The 20344-nt window shown below is 72.0% G+C and carries 16 protein-coding genes and 3 pseudogenes; 5 read left to right on the top strand and 14 right to left on the bottom strand.

What is annotated here, in order from left to right:
* The first annotated feature begins 223 nt into the window (after positions 1–223).
* The gene (gene car, locus O1G21_RS03100; RefSeq protein ID WP_270140511.1) at positions 224–3712 is read left to right on the top strand and encodes a carboxylic acid reductase; all 3489 of its coding nucleotides are present in this window, start codon (positions 224–226) and stop codon (positions 3710–3712) included.
* A 514-nt stretch (positions 3713–4226) separates the two neighbouring features.
* Here car and O1G21_RS03095 read toward each other — a convergent pair.
* Positions 4227–5912, bottom strand: a complete 1686-nt coding sequence (locus O1G21_RS03095; protein WP_270140509.1) for a rhamnogalacturonan lyase B N-terminal domain-containing protein — start codon at positions 5910–5912, stop codon at positions 4227–4229.
* Positions 5913–6883: 971 nt separating this feature from the next.
* Positions 6884–7465 carry a hypothetical protein gene (locus O1G21_RS03090; protein WP_333493421.1) on the bottom strand — a complete coding sequence of 194 codons (582 nt, stop codon included), beginning with the start codon at positions 7463–7465 and terminating at the stop codon, positions 6884–6886.
* 339 nt (positions 7466–7804) lie between these two features.
* Here O1G21_RS03090 and O1G21_RS03085 point away from each other — a divergent pair.
* Together O1G21_RS03085 and O1G21_RS41665 are read left to right on the top strand one after the other, a co-directional pair.
* Positions 7805–8091, top strand: a pseudogene (locus tag O1G21_RS03085) (transposase); the annotation flags it as partial.
* A gap of 24 nt (positions 8092–8115) precedes the next feature.
* A pseudogene (locus O1G21_RS41665) lies at positions 8116–8346 on the top strand (transposase); the annotation flags it as partial.
* A gap of 100 nt (positions 8347–8446) precedes the next feature.
* On the opposite strand, the pseudogene O1G21_RS03080 reads toward O1G21_RS41665, so the two are convergent.
* From O1G21_RS03080 to O1G21_RS03065, 4 genes and pseudogenes are all read right to left on the bottom strand, one after another.
* Positions 8447–8533, bottom strand: a pseudogene (locus tag O1G21_RS03080) (GNAT family N-acetyltransferase); the annotation flags it as partial.
* Between the two features lie 20 nt (positions 8534–8553).
* Positions 8554–8973, bottom strand: a complete 420-nt coding sequence (locus O1G21_RS03075) for an arsenate reductase ArsC (protein WP_270140508.1) — start codon at positions 8971–8973, stop codon at positions 8554–8556.
* Positions 8974–9009: 36 nt separating this feature from the next.
* The gene (locus tag O1G21_RS03070) at positions 9010–9756 is read right to left on the bottom strand and encodes an aquaporin (RefSeq protein ID WP_270140507.1); all 747 of its coding nucleotides are present in this window, start codon (positions 9754–9756) and stop codon (positions 9010–9012) included.
* Positions 9753–10145, bottom strand: a complete 393-nt coding sequence (locus tag O1G21_RS03065; protein WP_270140506.1) for an ArsR/SmtB family transcription factor — start codon at positions 10143–10145, stop codon at positions 9753–9755. Before O1G21_RS03065 ends, O1G21_RS03070 begins: the two co-directional genes overlap by 4 nt.
* Before the next feature lie 83 nt (positions 10146–10228).
* Here O1G21_RS03065 and O1G21_RS03060 point away from each other — a divergent pair, with 83 nt between their 5' ends.
* Positions 10229–10738 (top strand): ArsI/CadI family heavy metal resistance metalloenzyme, encoded by a 510-nt coding sequence (locus O1G21_RS03060; RefSeq protein ID WP_270140505.1) that lies wholly within the window; start codon positions 10229–10231, stop codon positions 10736–10738.
* A 454-nt stretch (positions 10739–11192) separates the two neighbouring features.
* On the opposite strand, the gene O1G21_RS03055 is transcribed toward O1G21_RS03060, so the two are convergent.
* The 8 genes from O1G21_RS03055 to O1G21_RS03020 all read right to left on the bottom strand — a co-directional run bounded on the left by O1G21_RS03055 (position 11193) and on the right by O1G21_RS03020 (position 17695).
* Positions 11193–11906, bottom strand: a complete 714-nt coding sequence (locus O1G21_RS03055; RefSeq protein ID WP_270140504.1) for a VIT1/CCC1 transporter family protein — start codon at positions 11904–11906, stop codon at positions 11193–11195.
* A 96-nt stretch (positions 11907–12002) separates the two neighbouring features.
* A complete protein-coding gene (locus tag O1G21_RS03050; protein ID WP_270140503.1) occupies positions 12003–12215 on the bottom strand; it encodes a ferredoxin in 213 nt (70 codons plus the stop codon).
* A complete protein-coding gene (locus tag O1G21_RS03045; RefSeq protein ID WP_270140502.1) occupies positions 12212–13504 on the bottom strand; it encodes an NADH-ubiquinone oxidoreductase-F iron-sulfur binding region domain-containing protein in 1293 nt (430 codons plus the stop codon). Before O1G21_RS03045 ends, O1G21_RS03050 begins: the two co-directional genes overlap by 4 nt.
* A complete protein-coding gene (locus tag O1G21_RS03040) occupies positions 13501–14193 on the bottom strand; it encodes a ferric reductase-like transmembrane domain-containing protein (protein ID WP_270140501.1) in 693 nt (230 codons plus the stop codon). Before O1G21_RS03040 ends, O1G21_RS03045 begins: the two co-directional genes overlap by 4 nt.
* Complete coding sequence (locus O1G21_RS03035) at positions 14190–15131, bottom strand: FAD:protein FMN transferase (protein WP_270140500.1); 942 nt, start codon at positions 15129–15131, stop codon at positions 14190–14192. Before O1G21_RS03035 ends, O1G21_RS03040 begins: the two co-directional genes overlap by 4 nt.
* Positions 15128–15553 (bottom strand): hypothetical protein, encoded by a 426-nt coding sequence (locus tag O1G21_RS03030; protein ID WP_270140499.1) that lies wholly within the window; start codon positions 15551–15553, stop codon positions 15128–15130. The genes O1G21_RS03035 and O1G21_RS03030 overlap by 4 nt, the downstream gene beginning before the upstream one ends.
* A gap of 100 nt (positions 15554–15653) precedes the next feature.
* Complete coding sequence (locus tag O1G21_RS03025; protein ID WP_270140498.1) at positions 15654–17009, bottom strand: sensor histidine kinase; 1356 nt, start codon at positions 17007–17009, stop codon at positions 15654–15656.
* Positions 17006–17695 carry a response regulator transcription factor gene (locus tag O1G21_RS03020; protein ID WP_270140497.1) on the bottom strand — a complete coding sequence of 230 codons (690 nt, stop codon included), beginning with the start codon at positions 17693–17695 and terminating at the stop codon, positions 17006–17008. Before O1G21_RS03020 ends, O1G21_RS03025 begins: the two co-directional genes overlap by 4 nt.
* 235 nt (positions 17696–17930) lie before the next feature.
* Between O1G21_RS03020 and O1G21_RS03015 the strand changes: the two genes are divergently transcribed.
* Positions 17931–20261, top strand: coding sequence for a heavy metal translocating P-type ATPase (locus O1G21_RS03015; RefSeq protein WP_270140496.1), 2331 nt, complete (start codon positions 17931–17933; stop codon positions 20259–20261).
* The last annotated feature ends 83 nt before the right edge of the window (positions 20262–20344 follow it).

Below are 20344 nucleotides of genomic sequence, written 5' to 3'. Positions count from 1 at the left end.
CATCCGATCGGAAGGAACGTGTCGGCTTCCCCCGCGAAGACGGTGGCCGACACGCGCGGCAGGCCGCACCTACCGCTCCACCCGTAGCCCGAGCGCCACCCCGGGCAGACCACGCCTTCCCCGGGCCGCTGGCCCGCCGCGCCATCGCACCAGGCCCGGCCATCGGCATGTGCCTGGACCGTGCACCAACTTGCCCTGACAAACCACAGTTGATGGAAAGTCGGTGAAGCCGGTGTCCTCGACACCTCGAACCAACGGCTCGGCCTCCCCCGCTCAGGAGACCCGGCTCCTCGCCTCCCCCGCAGTCCTGGCGACCTTGCGCGACCGCAGCATCGGTCTGCCGCAGGCTGTCGCCGCCGTGATGGCGGAGTACGCCGATCGCCCCGCCCTCGGTGAGCGGGTCCGCGAGCCGGTGACCGACCCGGCGACCGGCCGTACCGAACCGCGGCTCCTGCCGCACTACACGACCATCAGCTATACCGAGCTGTGGGAGCGGGCCGGCGCGGTTGCGGCCGAGTGGGCGGCGGACGCAGAGAACCCGGTGGGCGAAGGCGACTTCGTCGCCATCCACGGGTTCACCAGCGTCGACTACACGGTGCTCGACCTGGCCTGCCTGCGGGCCGGCGCGGTCTCGGTGCCACTCCAGCACAGCTCCTCGCTCGGCAAGCTGAAGCCGATCGTCGCCGAGTGCGCGCCGCGCGTGCTCGCCACCAGCATCGAATCCATCGACAGTGCCGTCGAGTTGGCCCTCTCCGCGCCGTCGCGGCCACGCCTTGTCGTGTTCGACTTCCACCCGGAGGCCGACGAGGAGCGGGAACGGTTCGAGACCGCCCGGGGCCGGCTCGCGGACGCCGGGGTCACGGCCGTCGAGGCACTGAGCGCTATCGTCGCGCGCGGCCGGACCCTGCCGGCGCCGGTCACGCCCGCGGCAGCGGAGGACAACCCGGTGCGGCTGCTGATCTACACCTCCGGCAGCACGGGCGCGCCCAAGGGCGCGATCTACACGGACAGCATGCTCAAGAGCGTCTGGGCGGGCTGGCTCCCGCCGACGGGCGACGCGTCGCCGGTCACCATGGGCTACATGCCGATGAGCCACATCGCGGCGCGAGCATCGCTGTACATGACGCTGGTCCGGGGCGGCGCGATGTACTTCACCGGATCCAGCGACATGTCGACGCTGTTCGACGACATGCGCGAGGCCCGTCCGACCCAGCTGCTGCTGGTGCCGCGGATCTGCGACATGCTCTTCCAGGAGTACCAGAGCCGATCGGCGAGCAGGGCCGGGGAGTTCGCGGACCCCGACGCGCTCGACAAGGCCGTCAAGGCGGAGCTGCGGGAGGAGTTCGTCGGCGGCCGGGTGCGTGACGTCCTCTGCGGCAGTGCGCCGATCGCGGCGGAGCTGAAGCGGTTCGTGGAGTCCTGCCTGGAGCTGTCACTGCGGGACGGCTACGGCTCGACCGAGACGGGCCCCGTCCTGATGGACGGGCGGGTCGTGCGGCCCCCGGTCATCGAGTACAAACTGGCCGACGTACCCGAACTCGGCTACTTCGCCTCGGACGTGCCGCATCCGCGCGGTGAACTCCTGATCCGCAGCGAGATGATCACCCCCGGCTACTACAAGCGGCCGGACGCGACAGCTTCGGTCTTCGACGCGGACGGCTTCTACCGCACCGGCGACATCATGGCCGAGACCGGCCCGGACCAGTTGGTCTACCTCGACCGCCGCAACAACGTCCTCAAACTGGCCCAGGGCGAGTTCGTCACCGTCTCCCAGCTGGAGACCACCTTCGTCACCAGCCCCCTGATCCGGCAGATCTACGTCTACGGCAACAGCGAGCGCGCGTACCTCCTCGCGGTCATCGTCCCCACCGAGGACGCCCTCGCGCAGGCCGGCGACGTGGAGCAGCTCAAGCCCCTGCTCGCCGCCTCCCTCCAGGAGGTCGCCCGGAAGGCCGAGCTGGAGCCGTACGAGATCCCGCGCGACTTCCTCGTCGAGACCGAGCCGTTCAGCCCGGCGAACGGACTCCTCTCGGACATCCGCAAGAACCTGCGCCCCAGCCTCAAGGACCGCTACGGCGATCAACTGGAGGCGCTGTACGAGGAGTTGTCCAGCGGCCGCCAGGAGGCACTGCGCGCGCTGCGCGCGGCCGGCCCCGATCAGCCGGTGTTCGAGGCGATCCGCGCGGCGGCGAGCGCGCTGCTCGGTTGCCCCGCCTCCGAGCTGCGGCCCACCGCACGCTTCACCGACCTCGGCGTCGACTCGCTGTCGGCGCTGTCCTTCTCGCAACTGCTGCGGGACGTCTTCGCCGTCGAGGTGCCGGTCGGGGTGCTGCTCAGCGCCGGCAACACCCTCCAGGCGGTCGCGGACCACATCGAGGCGTCCCGCGCCGGCGCCGGGCGCCCGTCGTCCGCGTCGGTGCACGGCCCGGACACGGGCGAGGTGCGCGCTGACGAGCTGACGCTGGAGAAGTTCCTCGACGTCACCGCCCTGGGCAGCGCCCGCCCCGCCTCCGGCGCCGCCCCGCACACCGTGTTGCTGACCGGCGCCAACGGCTACCTCGGCCGGCTCATGTGCCTGGACTGGCTGGAGCGCCTGTCGGCGACCGGCGGCCGGCTGATCTGCGTGGTCCGCGGCCGCGACGACGCCGACGCTCATCGTCGGCTCGACACCGCACTCAACAGCGGAGACCAGCAACTCCTTTCCCGATACCACGAGTTGGCGGCCGGCCATCTCGAAGTGCTGGCCGGCGACATCAGCAAGGAGCGGCTCGGGCTCGACGAGGACACCTGGAACCGGCTCGCCGAGGACGTCGACGCCGTCTTCCACCCCGCGGCGCTCGTCAACCACGTCCTGCCCTACGAACAGCTCTTCGGCCCGAACGTCGTCGGCACCGCCGAACTGATCCGGCTGGCCCTGACCGGCAAGGTCAAGCCGTTCACCTACCTCTCCACGGTCGGCGTGGCAGGCGGTCTCGATCCGGCCCGGCTCGACGAGAGCGCCGACATCCGCGAGGCGAGCACCGCCCGAGCGCTCACCGACGGCTACGCCTCCGGGTACGCCACCAGCAAGTGGGCCGGCGAGGTGCTGCTGCGCCGCGCGTACGAGGAGTACGGTCTTCCCGTCACCGTTCTGCGCTCCGACATGATCCTGGCCCACCGCCGGTACGCGGGCCAGTTGAACGTCCCCGACATGTTCACGCGGCTGCTGTTCAGCATCCTGACCGCGGGGATCGCGCCGGCGTCGTTCTACCGGCCAGATGCCGACGGCGGGCGGGCGCGGGCCCACTACGACGGGCTGCCGGGTGACTTCGTCGCCGAGGCCGTCAACACGCTCGGCAGCGCCGGCCTCACCGGCTACCGGACGTACAACGTGGTCAACCCGCACGACGACGGTGTCTCGCTGGACACCTTCGTGGACTGGCTCATCGCCGCCGGGCACCCGGTCAGCCGTATCGCCGACTACGACGAGTGGTTCACCCGCTTCGAGACCGCCCTGCTCGCCCTGCCGGAGGCACGGCGGCAGAACTCGCTACTGCCATTGCTGCACACCTTCCGCCGACCCGACGAGCCGTTGAACGGTTCGATGGTCCCGGCGGTGCAGTTCACGGAGGCGGTGCGGAAAGCAGGGCTCGCGGATAAAGAAATCCCGCATGTGGAAGCGGAGTTGATCGAGAAGTACACGACGGACCTGCGGTTGCTCGAACTGATCTGACACACGCGGGGGACAGTCGGCGTAGACCTCTGCCGGAGTGCGTTAGCCCTGGCTTGCGCGGACAGTGGGTACTGACTTCGGCGCACTAGCGTCGATCTTTCGTGACGGCCCGTTGGTTGTTCCGGCGGGCCGTTTCGGCTCTCGGGCCGCTGATGGGCAGGGCGGTGGCCCGGCTGTCGCGTCGGGTAGGCGCCGGGTTCCACGGCTCCGGAGTGGTGGGCTGCTCGTCGGAATAGGCGTTGTCGCTGATCAGCCTGGCTGCGGCAGAGCTTGAAGGCACTCGAACGCGGTGGTGATCACGTCGGTCCAGGGGCAACGGCGGACCAGTCGGAGCCAGCGGCGGCCGATAGCCCCGAGCCGGGCGGCGGAGGATCGTTCCCCAGGTACGGAGATGGGGTCGGCGCGGTTTCGGGGCTGCCGATCGGGCCGGGCGGTTGGAGTCGTCTCCCCGGGGGCGCGCGGAGGCATCCAGCGGAGCCGCCCGTGGCTGGGGCGGCTCCGCCTGGTGTCGGGCTCAGGTGAGCAGTTCGACGCAGTCGTAGGCGAAGCCGGGGCTGAGGAATTGCGAGCCGCTGCTGCCGGAGACGACGGTGATGGTGAGCGTGTTGGTGCCGGGCCGGAGGGCGGAGGCGGGGACGGTGAAGGCGTAGGTGTGATTGTTGCCGCGGTAGGAGCCGACCGTGAGCGAGCGGGTGCTCGGTTCCGAGTGGGGTTCGGGGGCGGGTGGGGTCCAGTCGTTGAGCCGGATCCGGGGGCGGCCGTTGAGGTAGGCGGTGGTGATGCCGATGTTGAGGGTACGCGCGTGGGCGGCCTGCTCTGCCGTCAGGTCGAAGGTGACTCTCCGGCCGTCGTTGACGTCCCGCCACTGGTAGGCGGGGAAGTCGGCGGCCGTGGACCGGCCCACGGTGAAGTCGCCGCTCCACGGCTCGGCGCGCGCGTCCGAGGGGTGTGCGTGGGTGACCAGGTCGGCATTGCGGAAGCCCGCCGGGGTGCCGTCCCAGCTGCCGATACGCCAGATCGCCGGAGCCCGGTTCGGGTCGTCGGCGGGCGTGAGGGTGATGGTGTGCAGGGCGGTGGTGCTGCCGGGCTGGACGGTCACGACGCCGGTGCGGACGGCGAGTTCGCCCTGGTAAACCGTCCAGGTGTAGGCGCCGGGCAGCATCCGGCGCGCGGTGAAGGCGCCGGTGCCCGGGTCGGCGGTCGCCCAGTACTGCGCGGCGGCGTTGGCGAACCCGACGGTGTAGGCGAGGGCCGGGTTTCGGCCCGAAATGCCCACCCCGGACACGGCTCCGCGGTCGCTGTCGCCGACCCAGCCGGCCAGGCCGAGCCCGTCCACCCAGGAGGTATCGATGCGGTCGTGCCACAGCTCCGATGAGGGTGCGCCGCCGTCGGTGAAGGCGAGCACGTACGGCCCCTGCAGGCCGAAGCGCATCGGCTCGGTCTGGTTCTCGCCGTAGTAGAGGATCTCGTACAGGCCCGCGCCGGTGTCGTACGAGTGGCGCATCAGGGAGCGGTAGAACGGTCCGCCGGACGCCTTCTCGTGGTTGCTGCGCACCATCCACAGGCCGACGCCGGGCTTGCTCCAGCCCACATACCGGTAGTCGATAACCCGTTGGTTGGAGTAGTGCTTGGACCGGGTGGTGCCGTCGGGTCGGCGGCGCACGTCCTGGGCCTCGATGAGGACGTCCTGGGTGGCATCCCAGGAATCGGGGTTGTGATTGGGGAAGAGGCCGGGGCGGACGCGCACGATGTAGCGGCTGACGGTGATCGAGTCGTCCGCCTTGTCGGTCCACAGGTAGACGTTGTTCTCGCCCTGGCGTGCGGCGTAGTAGTGGCGCAGGGTGCCGTGGACGACGCTGACCAGGACGGTCCGGCCGTGCCGGGCAATGCTCACCGTGGACGGGCCGAGGCCGGATTCGACCTGGGAGTTCTGCCCGTTATAGCCCTGGTACTCGACGCCCCGGTAGACCAGGGAGGTCAGGTCGCCGGTGCTCCTGCTGACCCGGAAGACCAGGTCGGCGCCGGTGTGCACGGTGTACTCGCGGCCGTCATCGGTGTAGCCGAACGTGCCGCTCACCGTGGTGGCGGCCTGTGCGCCGGACAGGACGGCGCCGGCGCCGGCCGCCGTCCCGCCCAGGGCGATGCTCGCCGCTCCGGCCCGGACCAGGAACCGGCGGCGGCTCGGACGATGCTTGCTCATGCTGCGATGCTTCCTCTTCGGTCGACGGCCGTCACAGGCTCGGGTAGGCGGGGAAGGTAAAGGTGGGCACCGCACCGCTGCCAGTGGGCAGGGCGGTGACGGTGACGCCGCTGCCGCTGGGGGTGAGGTTGCTGTTCCAGGTCCGGATGTGCGCGTAGGAGGCGGCGGTGACGTGGACCGGTGCCCGGCAGCCGCCGTCGCTCGACGCGAGGGTTTCTCGCAGGTCGGCTCGCCGGATGCCTGGTGGACGGCCGCGTTGCCCGAGCCGTTCACGGTGACGTCGGCGTCCAGGACCAGGACGTCGCCCTGGCGAACCGTCAGCGGACCGGCGAAGGGGTGAATCGTCCACCACTTGGCGGCCGTCGTGTCGCAGGTGCTCTGCTGCAGCGGCCTGCCGGAGGCGGTGTCGCCGTCGCGCAGGGCGAGGCGCTTGCGCTGTTCGCGTTGACCAAGCGTGAAACGCCCGGCTCGCTTGCTCACGTCCGACAGTTCCTCTTCGACGGGACCGGCGGGTGGCCCGACCAGGGCAGGGCCACCCGGAACGCGGCGCCGCGCTCTGCCTGTCAGTGGCCGCCCGGCCGTGAAAGGTTGCCCGCCTCGGAGAACTTTCCCGAGCCGCGCCCGACCACGCGCTGAATCCTGGCGGTTTCCCCTACACGCTGCACCAGGCCGTTGCGCGTTGGCGTTGCTGAAGCGCGACGACCACCTGTCAAGCCGGCACGGAGCGCCCGGAACCAGGAACTCGCTGGTGGTCAGCACCGAATCTGGACGGCGCAGAGTTGTTCATCAACCCGGACCATCACGCCGAACAACCCGCCGACGCCGAGGCCAGCCGGGCCTGGGTGCGATGCACAAGGTCTGTCCTGCGAGAGGTCGACAGCCGCCGATGCTGTCGCCTTGCCGACGCCGCGAGGTAGCACGGCCGACCACGGCCGGGGAGGGCCGAGCCGGGCTCGGCCCTCCCCGTGCCGTCAGTGCCGGCCCATGTAGTGGAAGCTCTTGTAGTGGTCGGTGGTCCAGAACACGTCACCGGTCCGGATGTTCCGGACGATCCGGTTGGTGTCACGCCCGGGAATGTTGGAATTCTCCGGCACGTGGTACACGGTCGTGTTGTACTCCTGGAACGCACCTCCGGCGTTCACGCTGGAAGGGCCGGCACCGCCGGTGTTCATGAAACGGCGCAGTGAGCCGTCCCTGTCGTTATATGTCCCGCCGGTGAAGAGCAGTTCGTTCACCCTCTGATGGGTGCTCGGGTTCACGAACGAGCCGGCGTTGACCCATTCGCGGTTGCCGATGTTGGTGGCGTTCGGCCAGCCGATCTGCTCCCACAGTCGGATAGCGTCGACCATGAAGGCGGGCGGCTGCTGGGGGTGCGCGTCACTGCCGGACACGGGGGCCGGCGCCGGCGGCGGCGGGGGCGCTGCTACTGACGTGCCAGCACCGGCGAAGCTCAGGCACGCGCCCAGCGCGGCCGACGCGAGACCGACAGCCATCGCTCGCCTGCTCCTTGAAGCACGCTTCGCATCGACCGACCCATTGGTCATGGGAGACACAGACACTTCTCCTTCTGTGAGACAGGTTCCAGACCTCGTACTCCGGCCTCGCACTGACGTCGGATGACGCGGTCACGGCTCGATCATCAGGGCCGGGGAGTTGTTCAGCCAGTCGAATCGGCAGTGCAAACAAACGCCTCCGAACGCACCGCGGGGCAGCATCGTTGAGGTTGTCCGGCCTCTTCACCTGATGTCCGGCGTGGGCACCCGCGGATGGGCCGCTGTGGAAGGACAGCTCGTGAGGGACTGCGCAACTAACGGCGGATCTGCTGATCGAGGAGAGACGCCGTGGCTGAGACTGTGACCGAGGCCGAGGGCGACGATGTGAATGGCCGTCAGCTGCCGGGATCGGCAGTTGTGGACGATGAGCATCGGTCTGCTGGTGGACCGGGCCCGCTCGGAAGGGCTGCAGCTGACCGGCGAGGGCGGGCTGCGCAGCAGCTGAACGAGCGGGTGCTGGAGGCCGCGCTCGAGGGCGAGATGACGGACCACCTCGGCTATGAGAAGCATGACCGGCCGGCCGCAACGGCGGCAACTCCCGCAACGGCAACCGCGCCAAGACCGTGCTGACCGACGTCGGGCCAGTAGAGATTGATGTCCCCCGGGACACCGAGGGCAACTTCGAGGAGCTCTACGGCCGGCTGCGCACGATGTTGCGCGCCCTGGCCGGGAAGAAGCCCGAGCCCACCGCCGCGATCATCGACTCGCAGTCGGTCAAGGCCGACGCCACCGTCGGCGCGGCCACCCGCGGCTACGACGCCGGAAAGAAAATCAACGGCAGGAAGCGGCAGAGCGCCGTGGACACCCTGGGCCTGCTGCTGACCGTGATGGTTACCGCCGCCTCGGTCAAGGACAACGATGCCGGCCGCGACCTCCTGGAACAACTGCGCGCGGAACACCACCGCATCGCCCTGGTCTGGGCCGACGGCGGCCACACCGGCTGGCTGGTCACCTTCGCCCACGCCGTCCTGGCCCTCGCCCTGGCGCGTTGGTCTCGAAGGTGGCGTCGCCGCCGTCGATCCCGGCCCGGTAGATCGCCAGCACCTGCTCGGCGTGCTCCGGAAGCATCACCGCGACCCTCACCGTGCTCACGCGGCGGCCTCGATGCCGAGCTCGGCGAGCAGGCCCCGGATGAGCTGCTCGATCTGGTCGCGGATCGGGCGGACGGCCTCCACGCCCTGGCCGGCAGGGTCCTCCAGCTTCCAGTCCAGGTACCGCTTGCCGGGGAAGTACGGGCAGGCGTCGCCGCAGCCCATGGTGATCACCACGTCGGACGCCTGCACGGCCTCGGTGGTCAGCACCTTGGGCACCTCGGCGGAGATGTCGATGCCGATCTCAGCCAGCGCCTCGACCACGGCCGGGTTCACGGCGTCGGCCGGGGCGGAGCCGGCCGAGCGGACCTCGACCCGTTCGCCGCCGAGGCGGGTGAGGAAGGCGGCGGCCATCTGGGAGCGGCCGGCGTTGTGCACGCAGACGAACAGCACGGACGGGACGGAGGGAGAGCTCACGGGATACTTCCTTCGGGCAGGAACAGCGGGATGGGGTCAGCGGTCGGCGGTGGCCGGGTGGTACTCGCCGTGCGGGACCACGACGTCCTCAGCGGCTGCGGCGGGGCGGCCGAACAGCACGGCGACCAGGGCGACGCCGACCACCAGGCCGACGAGCTGGGCGGCGACGAACGGCAACACCGAGCCGGGGGCGATGCCGGCGAAGGTGTCCGTGAAGGCACGGCCGATCGTCACGGCGGGGTTGGCGAAGCTGGTGCTGGAGGTGAACCAGTAGGCGGCGCCGATGTAGGAGGCGACCGCGACCGGGGCGAAGTGCGCGCGGCCGGCGCGGGCCAGACCGAAGATCAGCAGGACCAGGCCGGCGGTGGCGACGACCTCGCCCAGCCACAGGTGCGAGGCCCAGCGGGCGTGGGTGGACCAGCGGACCAGCGGTTCGGCGAACATCGCGTCCGCCAGCACCGCGCCGCCGATCGCCCCGGCGATCTGGGCGGGCAGGTAGGCGGCGATCTCTCGCAGTGTCGGACCCTCGCTGCCGCTGTGGCCGGTCCACCAGGCGGCCAGGGTGACCACGGGGTTGAAGTGGGCGCCGGAGACGGGGCCGAGCAGAGCGATCAGCACTCCGAGGCCGAAGACGGTGGCCAGGGAGTTGGCGAGCAGCTGGACACCGACGTCCTGGGAGAGTTTGGTGGCCTGGATGCCGGAGCCGACCACGACGGCGACCAGGGCACTGGTGCCGACGAACTCGACCGCGACCCGGCGTCCGAGCGGAGCCATCTCGGTCATCTCGCGCCCCCTGCCGGGACCGCGGCGATGGCGTCCGGGGCCTGGAGCAGGGCAGACAGCTTGGCGAGCGCGGCGGGCAGCACCCAGTAGTAGACCCAGGTCCCGCGTCGCTCGGAGCCGACGAGACCGGCCTCGCGCAGCACCTTCAGGTGGTGGGAGATGGTCGGCTGGGAGACGTCGAAGGGCCCGGTCAGGTCGCAGACGCAGGCTTCGCCGCCCTCGTGGGAGGCGATCAGGGACAGCAGTCGCAGGCGGACCGGGTCGGACAGGGCCTTGAACATCTTCGCCAGGTCGGCGGCGGCTTCCTCACCCAAGGGCTCGCGGACCATCGGCGAGCAGCACGCCACTGCGTCGTCCTGGCCGAGCACTGGCAATTCCAGATTCGACATGCGTCTATGTTGACGGTCATCTATTCGAAGAGGCAAGCTCGCTGTATCGACAGATGTCGAAACAAGACCTCGGGGAGACCGCCATGTCCCGTGTTCAGCTCGCCCTGCGCGTCGCCGACCTCGAAGGCTCCATCGCCTTCTGCTCCAGGTTCTTCGGTGCCGAGCCGGCCAAGCGCCGCCCCGGCTACGCGAACTTCGCCATCACCGAGCCGCCGCTCAAGCTCGTCCTCATCGAGGGCGAGGCCGGCGAGGACACCCGCCTGGACCACCTCGGCGTCGAGGTCGAGAGCACCGAGCAGGTCACCGCCGCCTCCACCCGCCTCAAGGACGCGGGCTTGGCCACCTTCGAGGAGAACAACACCTCCTGCTGCTACGCGCTTCAGGACAAGGTGTGGGTGCACGGGCCCGGCAAGGAGCCTTGGGAGGTCTACGTCGTGAAGGCCGACGCCGACATCCTCGGCAAGAGCGCCCACAGTGCGCCGGAGGCCTGCTGCGGCGCCACCGCCTGCTGCACGCCGGACGAGGAAGCCTTCGACCCGTCCCAGAGCCCGGCCGAGGCGAAGGCCGCCGCCGGCTGCGCGTGCGGCGGCTGACCACGTAACCGGAGGAATGCGACGCCTTGGGAATAAGTGCTCTCCGCCGGTATGACAATGCGCGGAATTACAGCTGATGCAACATCGAACACGATGTACGCACCGCGCTGACCGAGGGTTCTTCGGTGAGATCGGCTGGCGGCTGATCTCGTCGGCCCACTCCTGCCTGGAGTGACGTAACCGATGCAACCTAGTTGCGCTGAATGCAACACGGGTCGGACGGCAGACCTTCCCGGATGCTGTGCACGTGCTGCTGGCGTCGGGACTTGACTGGAGCGGAGCCTTGGCAGACCGCTCTACAGTCGACTGACTCGGAAGGAGTGAAGTCGCCTCCATGGCGAGGGGCCGCGAACTGGCACGCAGTGCGGCGCTCCAGGAGGTTGCCGCGCCGGTGGCCGTGGTGGCGGTGAACCGATCGCGGGTTCCAAGGGTGATGTTCTCGGTGAACATTTGCTCAGACACCGGAGACGTGGGCGAGTTGGCCGACGGCGGCGGTGATGGCCATCGCGAGGCCGCCGCCGAGGACCACGCGCAGGGCGGGACGGAGGACCGCCGTACCCGCGGCGCGGGCGGAGAGGACGCCTGCCAGGGCGAGGCCGCAGAGGGTGACGGCAACGATCAGCCCCAGGCGTGCGGTGGTCGATCCGGCGAGCAGGCCGAGGAAGGGCACGAGTCCGCCGCCGAGGAAGCTGGCGGCGGAGGCGAGGGCGGCCTGGAGGGGGTTGGCGGCGGTGTGTTCGCTGTGGCCGAGTTCGTCGCGCAGGTGGGCCTGGAGCGGGTCGGCCTCGTGCAGGGCCTCGGCGACCTGCCGGGCGAGGTCGCGGGGGACGCCCCGGTTCTCGTAGATGGCGGTGAGTTCGGCGAGTTCGACCTGCGGGGACTCGGCGAGCTCGCGCGCCTCCTTGGCGCGGTCGGCGGTCTCGACGTCGACCTGGGAGCTGACGGAGACGTACTCGCCGGCGGCCATCGCCATCGCACCGGCGGACAGGCCGGCCAGGCCGCCGGTGACGACGGTGGAGGTGCTCGCCCCGCTGGTGGCGAGGCCGACCATGAGGCTGGCGACGGAGACCAGGCCGTCGTTGGCACCGAGGACGGCGGCGCGCAGCCAGCCGGCCCGGCCGGCGGCGTGGCTCTCGGGGTGCGGGGTGAAGCGGTCGTGGCGGGTCATCGGGGCGGCTGCTCCTGTCGGCTCGTCGAGATCAGTGTCGGGGGGAGTCGGGCGGCTGTCCCGTCCGGGCAGGCCGTCCGGGCATGGCGCTGTCGGTCACCGGCGGTCGCTGCGCAGGGCGAGGCGCGGGCAGGCCCGGACCGCGCGGCGGACGTGCACGCGCAGGCCGCGCGGGACGACGGCGCCGTGTTGGACGGGGTAGCCCCATTCGTCGAGGGTGATGAGTTCGGGGAGGAGTTCGGCGCACTGGCCGTGGCCGGTGCAGGCGATCCGGTCGATGCGCAGGACCTCGCGGTCGGTGGCTGTCATGTCCACTCCTGGGTGCGGGTCGTGGGTGGGACGGACAGGGTGGTCGGGCGGTGGCAGTGGCCGTGGCTCAGGTGGTGGTCGACGTCGTCGGTGAAGGTGGTGAGGGCGCTGGCGGCGAGGCGGGCGGCGCCGTCGGGGTGGCGGCAGGCGCCGCGGCCGGGCAGGAGGCCGATCCGGTGGCGGAGGCGGTCGAGGAGGTCGGGGGTGGCGTGGCCGTGGGCGAGGGCGGTGTAGTCGTCGGCGACGGCGGGCAGGCCGAAGAGGCAGGGGCCGCACTGTTGGGCTGCGTTGGCGGCCAGGTAGGCGAGGATGCGGGCGGTCTCGGCGAGGGGGCAGGCGTCGTGTGGAAGGGCGGCGATGACGCCGGCTCCGGGCGTGGCGTGTGGGGTGAGGCCCTCGCGGCTGAACGGCAGGCCGAGGGCGTGGGGGAGGCTCAGCCAGGTGCCGGCGAAGCCGCCGAGCAGGACGGCCTGGGGCGGCTGGTCCGGGCCGCCGGCCTGCTGGAGGAGCGTTCCGACGAGGGCGCCGGGTTCGGTTTCGAGGACGCCGGGGCGGTGGACGGCTCCGGCCACGGTGACCAGGGTGGTGCCGGGTGAGGCGGTGGTGCCGGCCTGGCGGAACCAGTCGGCGCCGTGGCGGGCGATCAGGGCGAGGTGGGCGAGGGTTTCGACGTTCTGGACGAGGGTGGGCCGTCCTCGAACGCCCTTTTCGTGGGTGCGGGGTGGGGAACTGGTGGGGCGGGCGGGGCCGCCGTTGAGCCAGTGGACCAGGGCGGTCGACTCGCTGGTGACGTAACCGTGCGGCAGCGCCTCGATCCGGATGGGGACGGAGTCGAGCCCGGCGGCCCGGCGCTCGTCGACGGCGGTGACCAGGGCGTCCAGCTGGGCGGCGCGGGTGCGGGGGACGCACACGTGGACGCGGTCGGCGCCCACCGCTTCGGCGGCCAGGACCGTGCCGTCCAGGACGAGATGCGGCGCGGTGGCGAGAAGCATCTGATCCTTGCGGCTGAGCGGCTCGCTCTCCATACCGTTGGCGACGACAACGGCCCGTCGGCGTTGCTGCTCGGCGACGGCCCGCAGCTTGCGGCCCGTGGGGAATCCGGCGCCGCCGCGCCCGGTGAGCCCGGCCTCCTCGACGACTTCGATCAGCGCTCGCCCCGGCCGGGGTACGGGGCCGTGGTGTCGAAGGTGCTCGGTCAGACCAAGCGGCCTGACAGTGGCGGACCAGCTGTTCAGTAGCCGCGGGGTGGTGCTCGGCTCGGTGAGCGCGCGGGCCGGTGCGGGGGTCATCGGATGCCTCCCAGGGCGGTGAGGGAGAGGGCGGCGGCGCGGTGGGACCAGCCCGGCTGCAGTGGCCCGGTGGCCAGGAACGCGGTGACCAGCACCGGTACGGCCAGAACCAGGAGACCGGTACTCAGCCGGATGGAGAGGTGGCCGGGCCCAGCTCGGTAGAGCCGCCAGCCTGCGGCGGCAGCCACCGCGGCCAGGCAGGCGGCATAGAGCCACAGTTGCAGCGGTAGACGGGTGTCGGTGCCGGTGCCGGCCGCGTGGAACAGGCCGATCGGCCAGGCCGCGTACGCCAGCCAGTGCACCGCCTTCCACCTCCCTTGGCCGATGCGCAGGCGCAGCGCGCTGGTGACGAGGACGGCGAGCAGGAGGTCGAAGGCGACGGTGCCCAGACCCAGCCACAGCGGCCGGTAGGAGGCGCCGAACGGAACGACGGCGGTGGCCCAGGAGAGGTGGACGTAGGGGTCGATGATCGCGGTGGCGATGTGCAGGGCGAGGAAGGCGAGGGTGAGGACGGCCAGGTTGCGGTGGAGCAGACCGATCTCGAAGCGGCCGATCCGGCGCGGTCGGGCCTTGCCTCCGATCGCGATGCCGAGGCCGACGGTCGCGGTGAGCAAGAGGAGAGCGATGGTGCCGCCGGCGCGGCTGGCGTACCAGAGCGGGCTGGCGGCGAGGGCGGTCGCGGTGGTCATCTCGGGCCTCCCGCCCGGTCGTGGGGCCAGCCGCCGAGGCGGGTAGTGGTGCCGTCGAGGCGGACCAGGCGGGCGGGCAGTCCGGTCCGCTCCAGCCAGGCGGTGGCGGCGTTGCCGAGCACGATCGCGGCGGTGGTGGCGGTGTTGGCGTCCACGCAGGTGCCAGCGGCGACCGTGACGGTGCGCCAGTACGCTTCGGCGGACCGGCCGGTGGCGGGGTCGACGATGTGGTGGACCACCTGGCCGCCGCGGCGCCACATGCGCACGCTCACGCCCGAGGTCGCCAAAGCACCGGAGGTGACGGCGACGACCGGGCCGGAGCCGGTGGCGGCGTGGTCGTCGGCCAGGCCGACGGCCCAGCCCCCGTGCGGGGCTTGGCCGGCGGTGGCGAGGTCGCCGCCGAGGTTGACCAGCACGCCGCTACCGGTGGCGTCGGCGATCCGGCGGGCGGCGCGGTCGGCGGCCAGGGCCTTGGCGGTCGCGCCCAGGTCCAGGACGGTGCCGTGCGGCACCAGCAGGCGCCGGGTGCCCGGGGCCCAGCCGACGGCCTGCCAGCCGGTGGCGGGGCGGGCCGTGGGCAGCGGCGTGGTGTCCTGAGGGCGCAGAGAGGTGAAGGTGCGGTCGTATCCGAGGGCGATCACGGCGCGGCCCACGGTCGGGTCGACGGCCCCGCCGGTCAGTTCGGCGGCACGCAGCGCCGCCTCCAGTGCTTCGGCGAACAGCTCGCTGACGGTCGTGGTGGTACCGGCGGTGGCGTTGATCCGGCTGAGTTCGGAGCCGGGCCGGAAGCGGCTGCACACGTGGTCGATGGCGGTGAGTTCGTCCATCAGGATCCGCTCGGCTTCGGTCAGCGTCCGCTGGCCGGTGGTCAACAGGGTGGCGGTGGTGCCGAGGGCGGGGAAGCTGGTGGCCGCGCCGAGGACGCGGTGGCCGTTCATGACGCACCGGTCCGGGTCTGCGGCATCTGGTGAGTGGGGGCCGGGGCTTGCGCCGGTGGGGAGAGAGTCGTGCAGGTCACCGTGGACTGCGGCGTGGCGGCGCTCAGTGCCGGAGCCGCGAGTTCCTCATAGTCGTCGCGGCCCTGCTCCTTGTCGCCGCGCGGCGGCGTGTTGGCCGGGGCGGGAGCGGCGGGTTGCTGGGTGCAGGTCACCTCGGCGGGCAGCATGCTCCGTGTCGGTGCGGATGCCGGCGCGGGCGCGCCGGTGACGCCGGGCGCGAGGCTGACGTAGGTGAGGCCGAGAGCGGCGGACCCGGCGGCGGCGGCCGCGACGGTCCAGCGGGTGGCGGTGAAGACCCGCCTCATCCCACGCTCGCGGTGCCCGGGCCCTTCCGGCTCAGGCTGGTTGTGGAGATCGGCCATGGCGGACGCTCCTCGTGGTCCGGCTCGGGTGTTTCCACTGACCACGATGCGTCGGGGCGCTTCTCGGACCTGCTCACAAGCTGTGCAGAACCGGTAAAGATCAAGGTGTTCGGCGGTCGTGCCACAAGGGCAGGTCGAGGACGACGGTCAGGCCGCCACCGGGCGTCTCCTCCAGGGCGATGGTGCCGCCGTTGACGGTGATCAGCCGGTGCACGATGGCCAGCCCGAGCCCGCTGCCCCGGGCCTTGGGGTTGCCGAAGCGGTGGAAGGCGACCGCGCGTGCTTCGGGGGTCATGCCGGGGCCGTCGTCCACCACCCGTACCCGGACAGCGCCGGCCACGGAGGTGCTGTCGATCGTCACCGTCCCGCCGTCCGGGACGGCATCCAGGGCGTTGGCCAGCAGGTTGTCCAGCACCTGCTCCAGGTCTCCCTTGCCCAGGGCGACCGGACCCGCAGTCCGGGAGCTGCTGGTGAGGTGGATGCCGCGTTCCTGTGCGACCGGCTCCCATGCCGTGATCCGGTCGGCGACGATCTCGTCCACGCGGACCGGCACGGGTCTCGGTACGGTCTGCTCGGCCCGCGCCACTGCGAGCAGCCCGTCCACCAGGCGCGAGAGCCGGGCCACCTCCTCCTGCGCGGAGGTCAGCAGCTCCGGCGCGCTCTCCGGTGCGGCGGTGGCCAGCAGGTCCAGACGCAGCCGCAACGCCGCGAGCGGCGTGCGCAGTTGGTGGGAGACGTCGGCGATGACGGCCTGGTGGCCGTGGATCAGGTTCTCGGTGCGGGCGGCCATGGTGTTGAAGGTCGCGGCCAGGCGGCGCACTTCGGGCGGGCCACTGTCCACGACCGCGCGTTCGCCGAGTCGGCCTTCGCCGAGTCTGTGCGCGGCGGTGTCCAGGGTGGTCAGTGGCCGGTTCACCCAGCGGGCGAGCCGGACCGAGACAAGGGCGGAGGCGGCGATCCCGGTCACGGCGACCAGGCCGATCCAGGCCCAGGTGACCGCGATCCGGGTGTTCAGCGGGGCTGCGGAGCGGGCCAGGACCACCGCACCGTCCGGCTGTCGGAACGTTCCGACGGGTTCGGCGGCCAGCAGCCGACCGTCTGTCTCGGGCGGTTCCGGCTCCCGGCCCGTGAGGGTCTCGGCCGCCAGCTCGCGGGCCTCGGGGGCCTGGGCGGCCTGGCACGGTGTCGCGGCCACCAGCCGGCCGTTCGCCTCGTACACCGCCGCGCAGTCCCCCGCCTTCGCCACGTCGGAGAGATCGGCGTTCATGGCGTCCGCCGGTGCCCGGTCGGACAGGTATTCCTCGGCGGAGGCAGCGATGACCCGGGTGGCGGCCTGAGCCTTGTCCCGGAACGCCAGGTGTTCGCGCTGCGTGATCGACAACCCCAGGGGTACCGCCGCCGCGGCCACCAGAACGACCGTCAGTGCGAGCAGGGCCAGCACGATCCGGCGGGTCACGGCGTCTCCGCGACCTCACCGAGCCGGAAGCCCCGCCCGTAGGCCGTCTCGATCAGACCGGGCACGCCGAGCTTTCGCCGCAGCGCGGCGACGTGGACGTCCACCACCTTCGTCGGCCCGTACCAGTGCGCGTCCCAGGCGCTCTCCAGGATCTCCTGACGGGTCACCACCCGGCCCGGGTCGGTCGCGAGACAGGCCAGGATGTCGAACTCCTTCGGCGTCACGGGGACCTCCCGGCCGCCGACCGTCACCCGGCGGGTGCGGCGGTCGACCGTGAGCGGGCCGTGGCGCACCGGCTCCTGCTCCGACGGGCGGGTGCGGCGCAGCACCGCGCGCAGCCGGGCCATCAGCTCGGCCAGGCCGAAGGGCTTGACGAGGTAGTCGTCGGCGCCTTCGTCCAGGGCCAGGACCCGGTCGGCCTCCTCGCCGCGCGCGGTGACCGCGATGATCGCCGTGTCCGACCGCTGCCGGATCCTCCGGCACACCTCGACACCGTCCATGTCCGGCAGTCCCAGGTCGAGCAGCAGCACATCGGGTACGGGCGCCGCCAGCGCGGCACGGCCGGTGTCGACGCTGTCGGCGACGTAGCCGACCTGCCGCAGGCCCCGCACGAGGGAGTCCGCGATCACCGGATCGTCCTCCACCACCAGCACCCGGAAGACGCCAGTGTCCGTCGCCGTAGTCATCTCGCCCGCTCCCTGGTCTGGCCAGCCGGTTCGGCGGTCACCGCCATCGTGCCCACACCCAGGGAATGATCGCTTGGGCCGAACAGTCCCGGCTCCACCCACAGCTGCCCGGGACACGATCAGGGCTCGCCCGGTACACGATCAGGGCCCGCCCGGCCCAGCCGATCGGTCCGAAGGCCCCTGGCACCTGAACGAGCCCGTGGGGTTCGGTGGACTGGAGGATCGGAGGTCCGGCATGACCGAGCTGCACGACGACCAGCAGGCGGCGCGGCGCACGACTCCCGGCACGCACGCCTGGCTGGAACCGGCCCTGCTCGCCGTCACCGGCGCGGCGCTGGCCGCCGGCGGGATCGCCTGGCTCGCCGGCGCCGGAACGCTCGCCGATGCGTGCTGGGCCGCCGGAACCGCGGTGGCGATCATCCCCTCCCTCGCCTGGGTGATCAGCGCCCTGCGCCGGGGCCGGGCCGGGGTCGACCTGATCGCCGTCCTGGCTCTAGCCGGCACCCTCGCCACCGGCGAGTACCTGGCCGGAGCCCTGATCGCACTCATGCTCGCCACCGGCCGCTGGCTGGACGCCGCCGCCGAACGCCGCGCCTCCCACGATCTGCGCCACCTGCTCGAACACGCCCCGCGCTCGGCCCGCCGCCGCACCGGCGACCAGGTCCGCACCGTCCCCCTCTCGGAGGTACGGGTCGGCGACCTCCTGGTGGTCGGGCCCGGCGAGGTCGTCCCCGTCGACGGCCGGATCGAGGGCGGCACCACCGTCCTGGACGAGTCCGTCCTGACCGGGGAGTCGGCGCACATCGAGCGGGCAGCCGGAGAGACGGTCCGCAGCGGCGGCGTCAACGCGGGCAGCGCATTCGACCTGCGCGCGACAGCCACCGAATCCGACAGCACCTACGCGGAGATCGTCCGCCTCGCCCAGCAGGCCGGTGCCGAGAGCGCCCCGGTGATCCGGCTCGCCGACCGGTACGCCGCCTGGTTCCTGCCGCTCTCCCTCACCGTGGCCGGCCTGGCCTGGCTGCTCAGCGGATCGGCGGTGCGGGCGGTGGCCGTGCTGGTCGTCGCCACCCCCTGCCCGCTGCTGCTCGCGGCACCGGTCGCGATCGTCTCCGGCCTGTCCCGCGCCGCCCGCCAAGGCGTCGTCATCCGCGACGGTGCAGCCCTGGAAACCCTCGGCCGCGCCCGCACCCTCGTCCTCGACAAGACCGGCACCCTCACCACCGGCCGCCCCCGTGTCATCGACATCGCCGCCGCCCCAGGCCACAGCGTGACCGAGGTCCTCACACTGGCCGCCTCCGTCGACCAGTACTCCCCACACGTCCTCGCCCAGGCCATCACCGACGAAGCCCACGCCCGCGGCCTGACCCTCCTGCCCGCACACGACATCGCCGAGGAGCCCGGCCGCGGCGCCACCGGCCACGTCGACGGCACGGTGGTGAGCGTCGGCAAACACGACGGCGCGCCCCTGTCCGCCTGGGCCCGCGCCGCCGACAACCGCGCCACCCTGGACGGCGCCGCCACCGCCTGGCTGTCCACCGACGACACGCCCACCGGGGCGATCCTGCTGCGCGACCCACTCCGCCACGACGCACCCCGCACCCTGCGCCGCCTGCGCGAAGCCGGCATCACCCGACTGCTCATGCTCACCGGCGACCGCACCGAGCCGGCCCGCGAGGTCGCCGCCGTCCTCGGCCTCGACGACGTCCACGCCCAGCAGACCCCCGCCGACAAGGTCGCCGCCGTTCGCGCCGAACGCGAGCGCGCCGTCACCGTCATGGTCGGCGACGGCGTCAACGACGCTCCCGCCCTCGCCGCCGCGGACGTCGGCGTCGCCATGGGAGCCCGCGGCTCCAGCGCCTCCTCCGAGGCCGCCGACATCGTGCTCACCACCGACCGCGTCGACCGCCTCGCCGACGCCGCGACCATCGCCGTCCGCGCCCGGCGCATCGCCGTCCAGAGCGCCCTCGGCGGCATGCTGCTCTCCCTCGCCGCCATGGTCGCCGCCGCGTACGGCCTGCTCCCGCCCGCCGTCGGTGCCCTGCTCCAGGAAGCCATCGACGTCGCCGTCATCCTCAACGCCCTGCGTGCCCTACGCCTCGACCGCACCGCCCTGCCCACCATCGAACCGGCCACCGAACAGCTCATCCGGCACTTCGCCGCCGAACACGACGACCTGCGCGAGGTCATCGAAGCCGTCCGCGAAGCCGCCGACCAGCTCGCCGACACCACCGGCCCGCAGGCCCTGCACGCCGTCCACCACGTCAACCGGCTCCTCACCGAACAGCTACTGCCGCACGAACTGGCCGAGGAGCACCAGCTCTACCCGGCCCTCGCCCCCGCCCTCGGCGGGCCGGAGGCCACCGCCACCATGAGCCGCGCCCACACCGAGATCCACCGCCTCGCCCGCCGGGTCGCCACCCACCTGCAACTCGCCGACGCCAACCACGGCCACCTGCGCGACGAACAGCTCGACGACCTGCGGGCCTGCCTCTACGGCCTCCACAGCGTGCTGCGCCTGCACTTCGCCCAGGAGGAGGAGAACTACTTCTCCCTCGCACACTGACCGAACGGAGAAGCCGGGGGCGGTCGAGTCGACCACCTCCGACTTCTCCTGCACCGTCCGAGCCGGCCCCGGCGGGGGCTCAC

It is taken from the genome of Kitasatospora cathayae (genome assembly GCF_027627435.1).
GTDB classification, from domain to species: domain Bacteria; phylum Actinomycetota; class Actinomycetes; order Streptomycetales; family Streptomycetaceae; genus Kitasatospora; species Kitasatospora cathayae.
The sequence above is the reverse complement of the archived record's forward strand: the minus strand, read 5'-3'. Positions and strand labels throughout refer to the sequence as shown.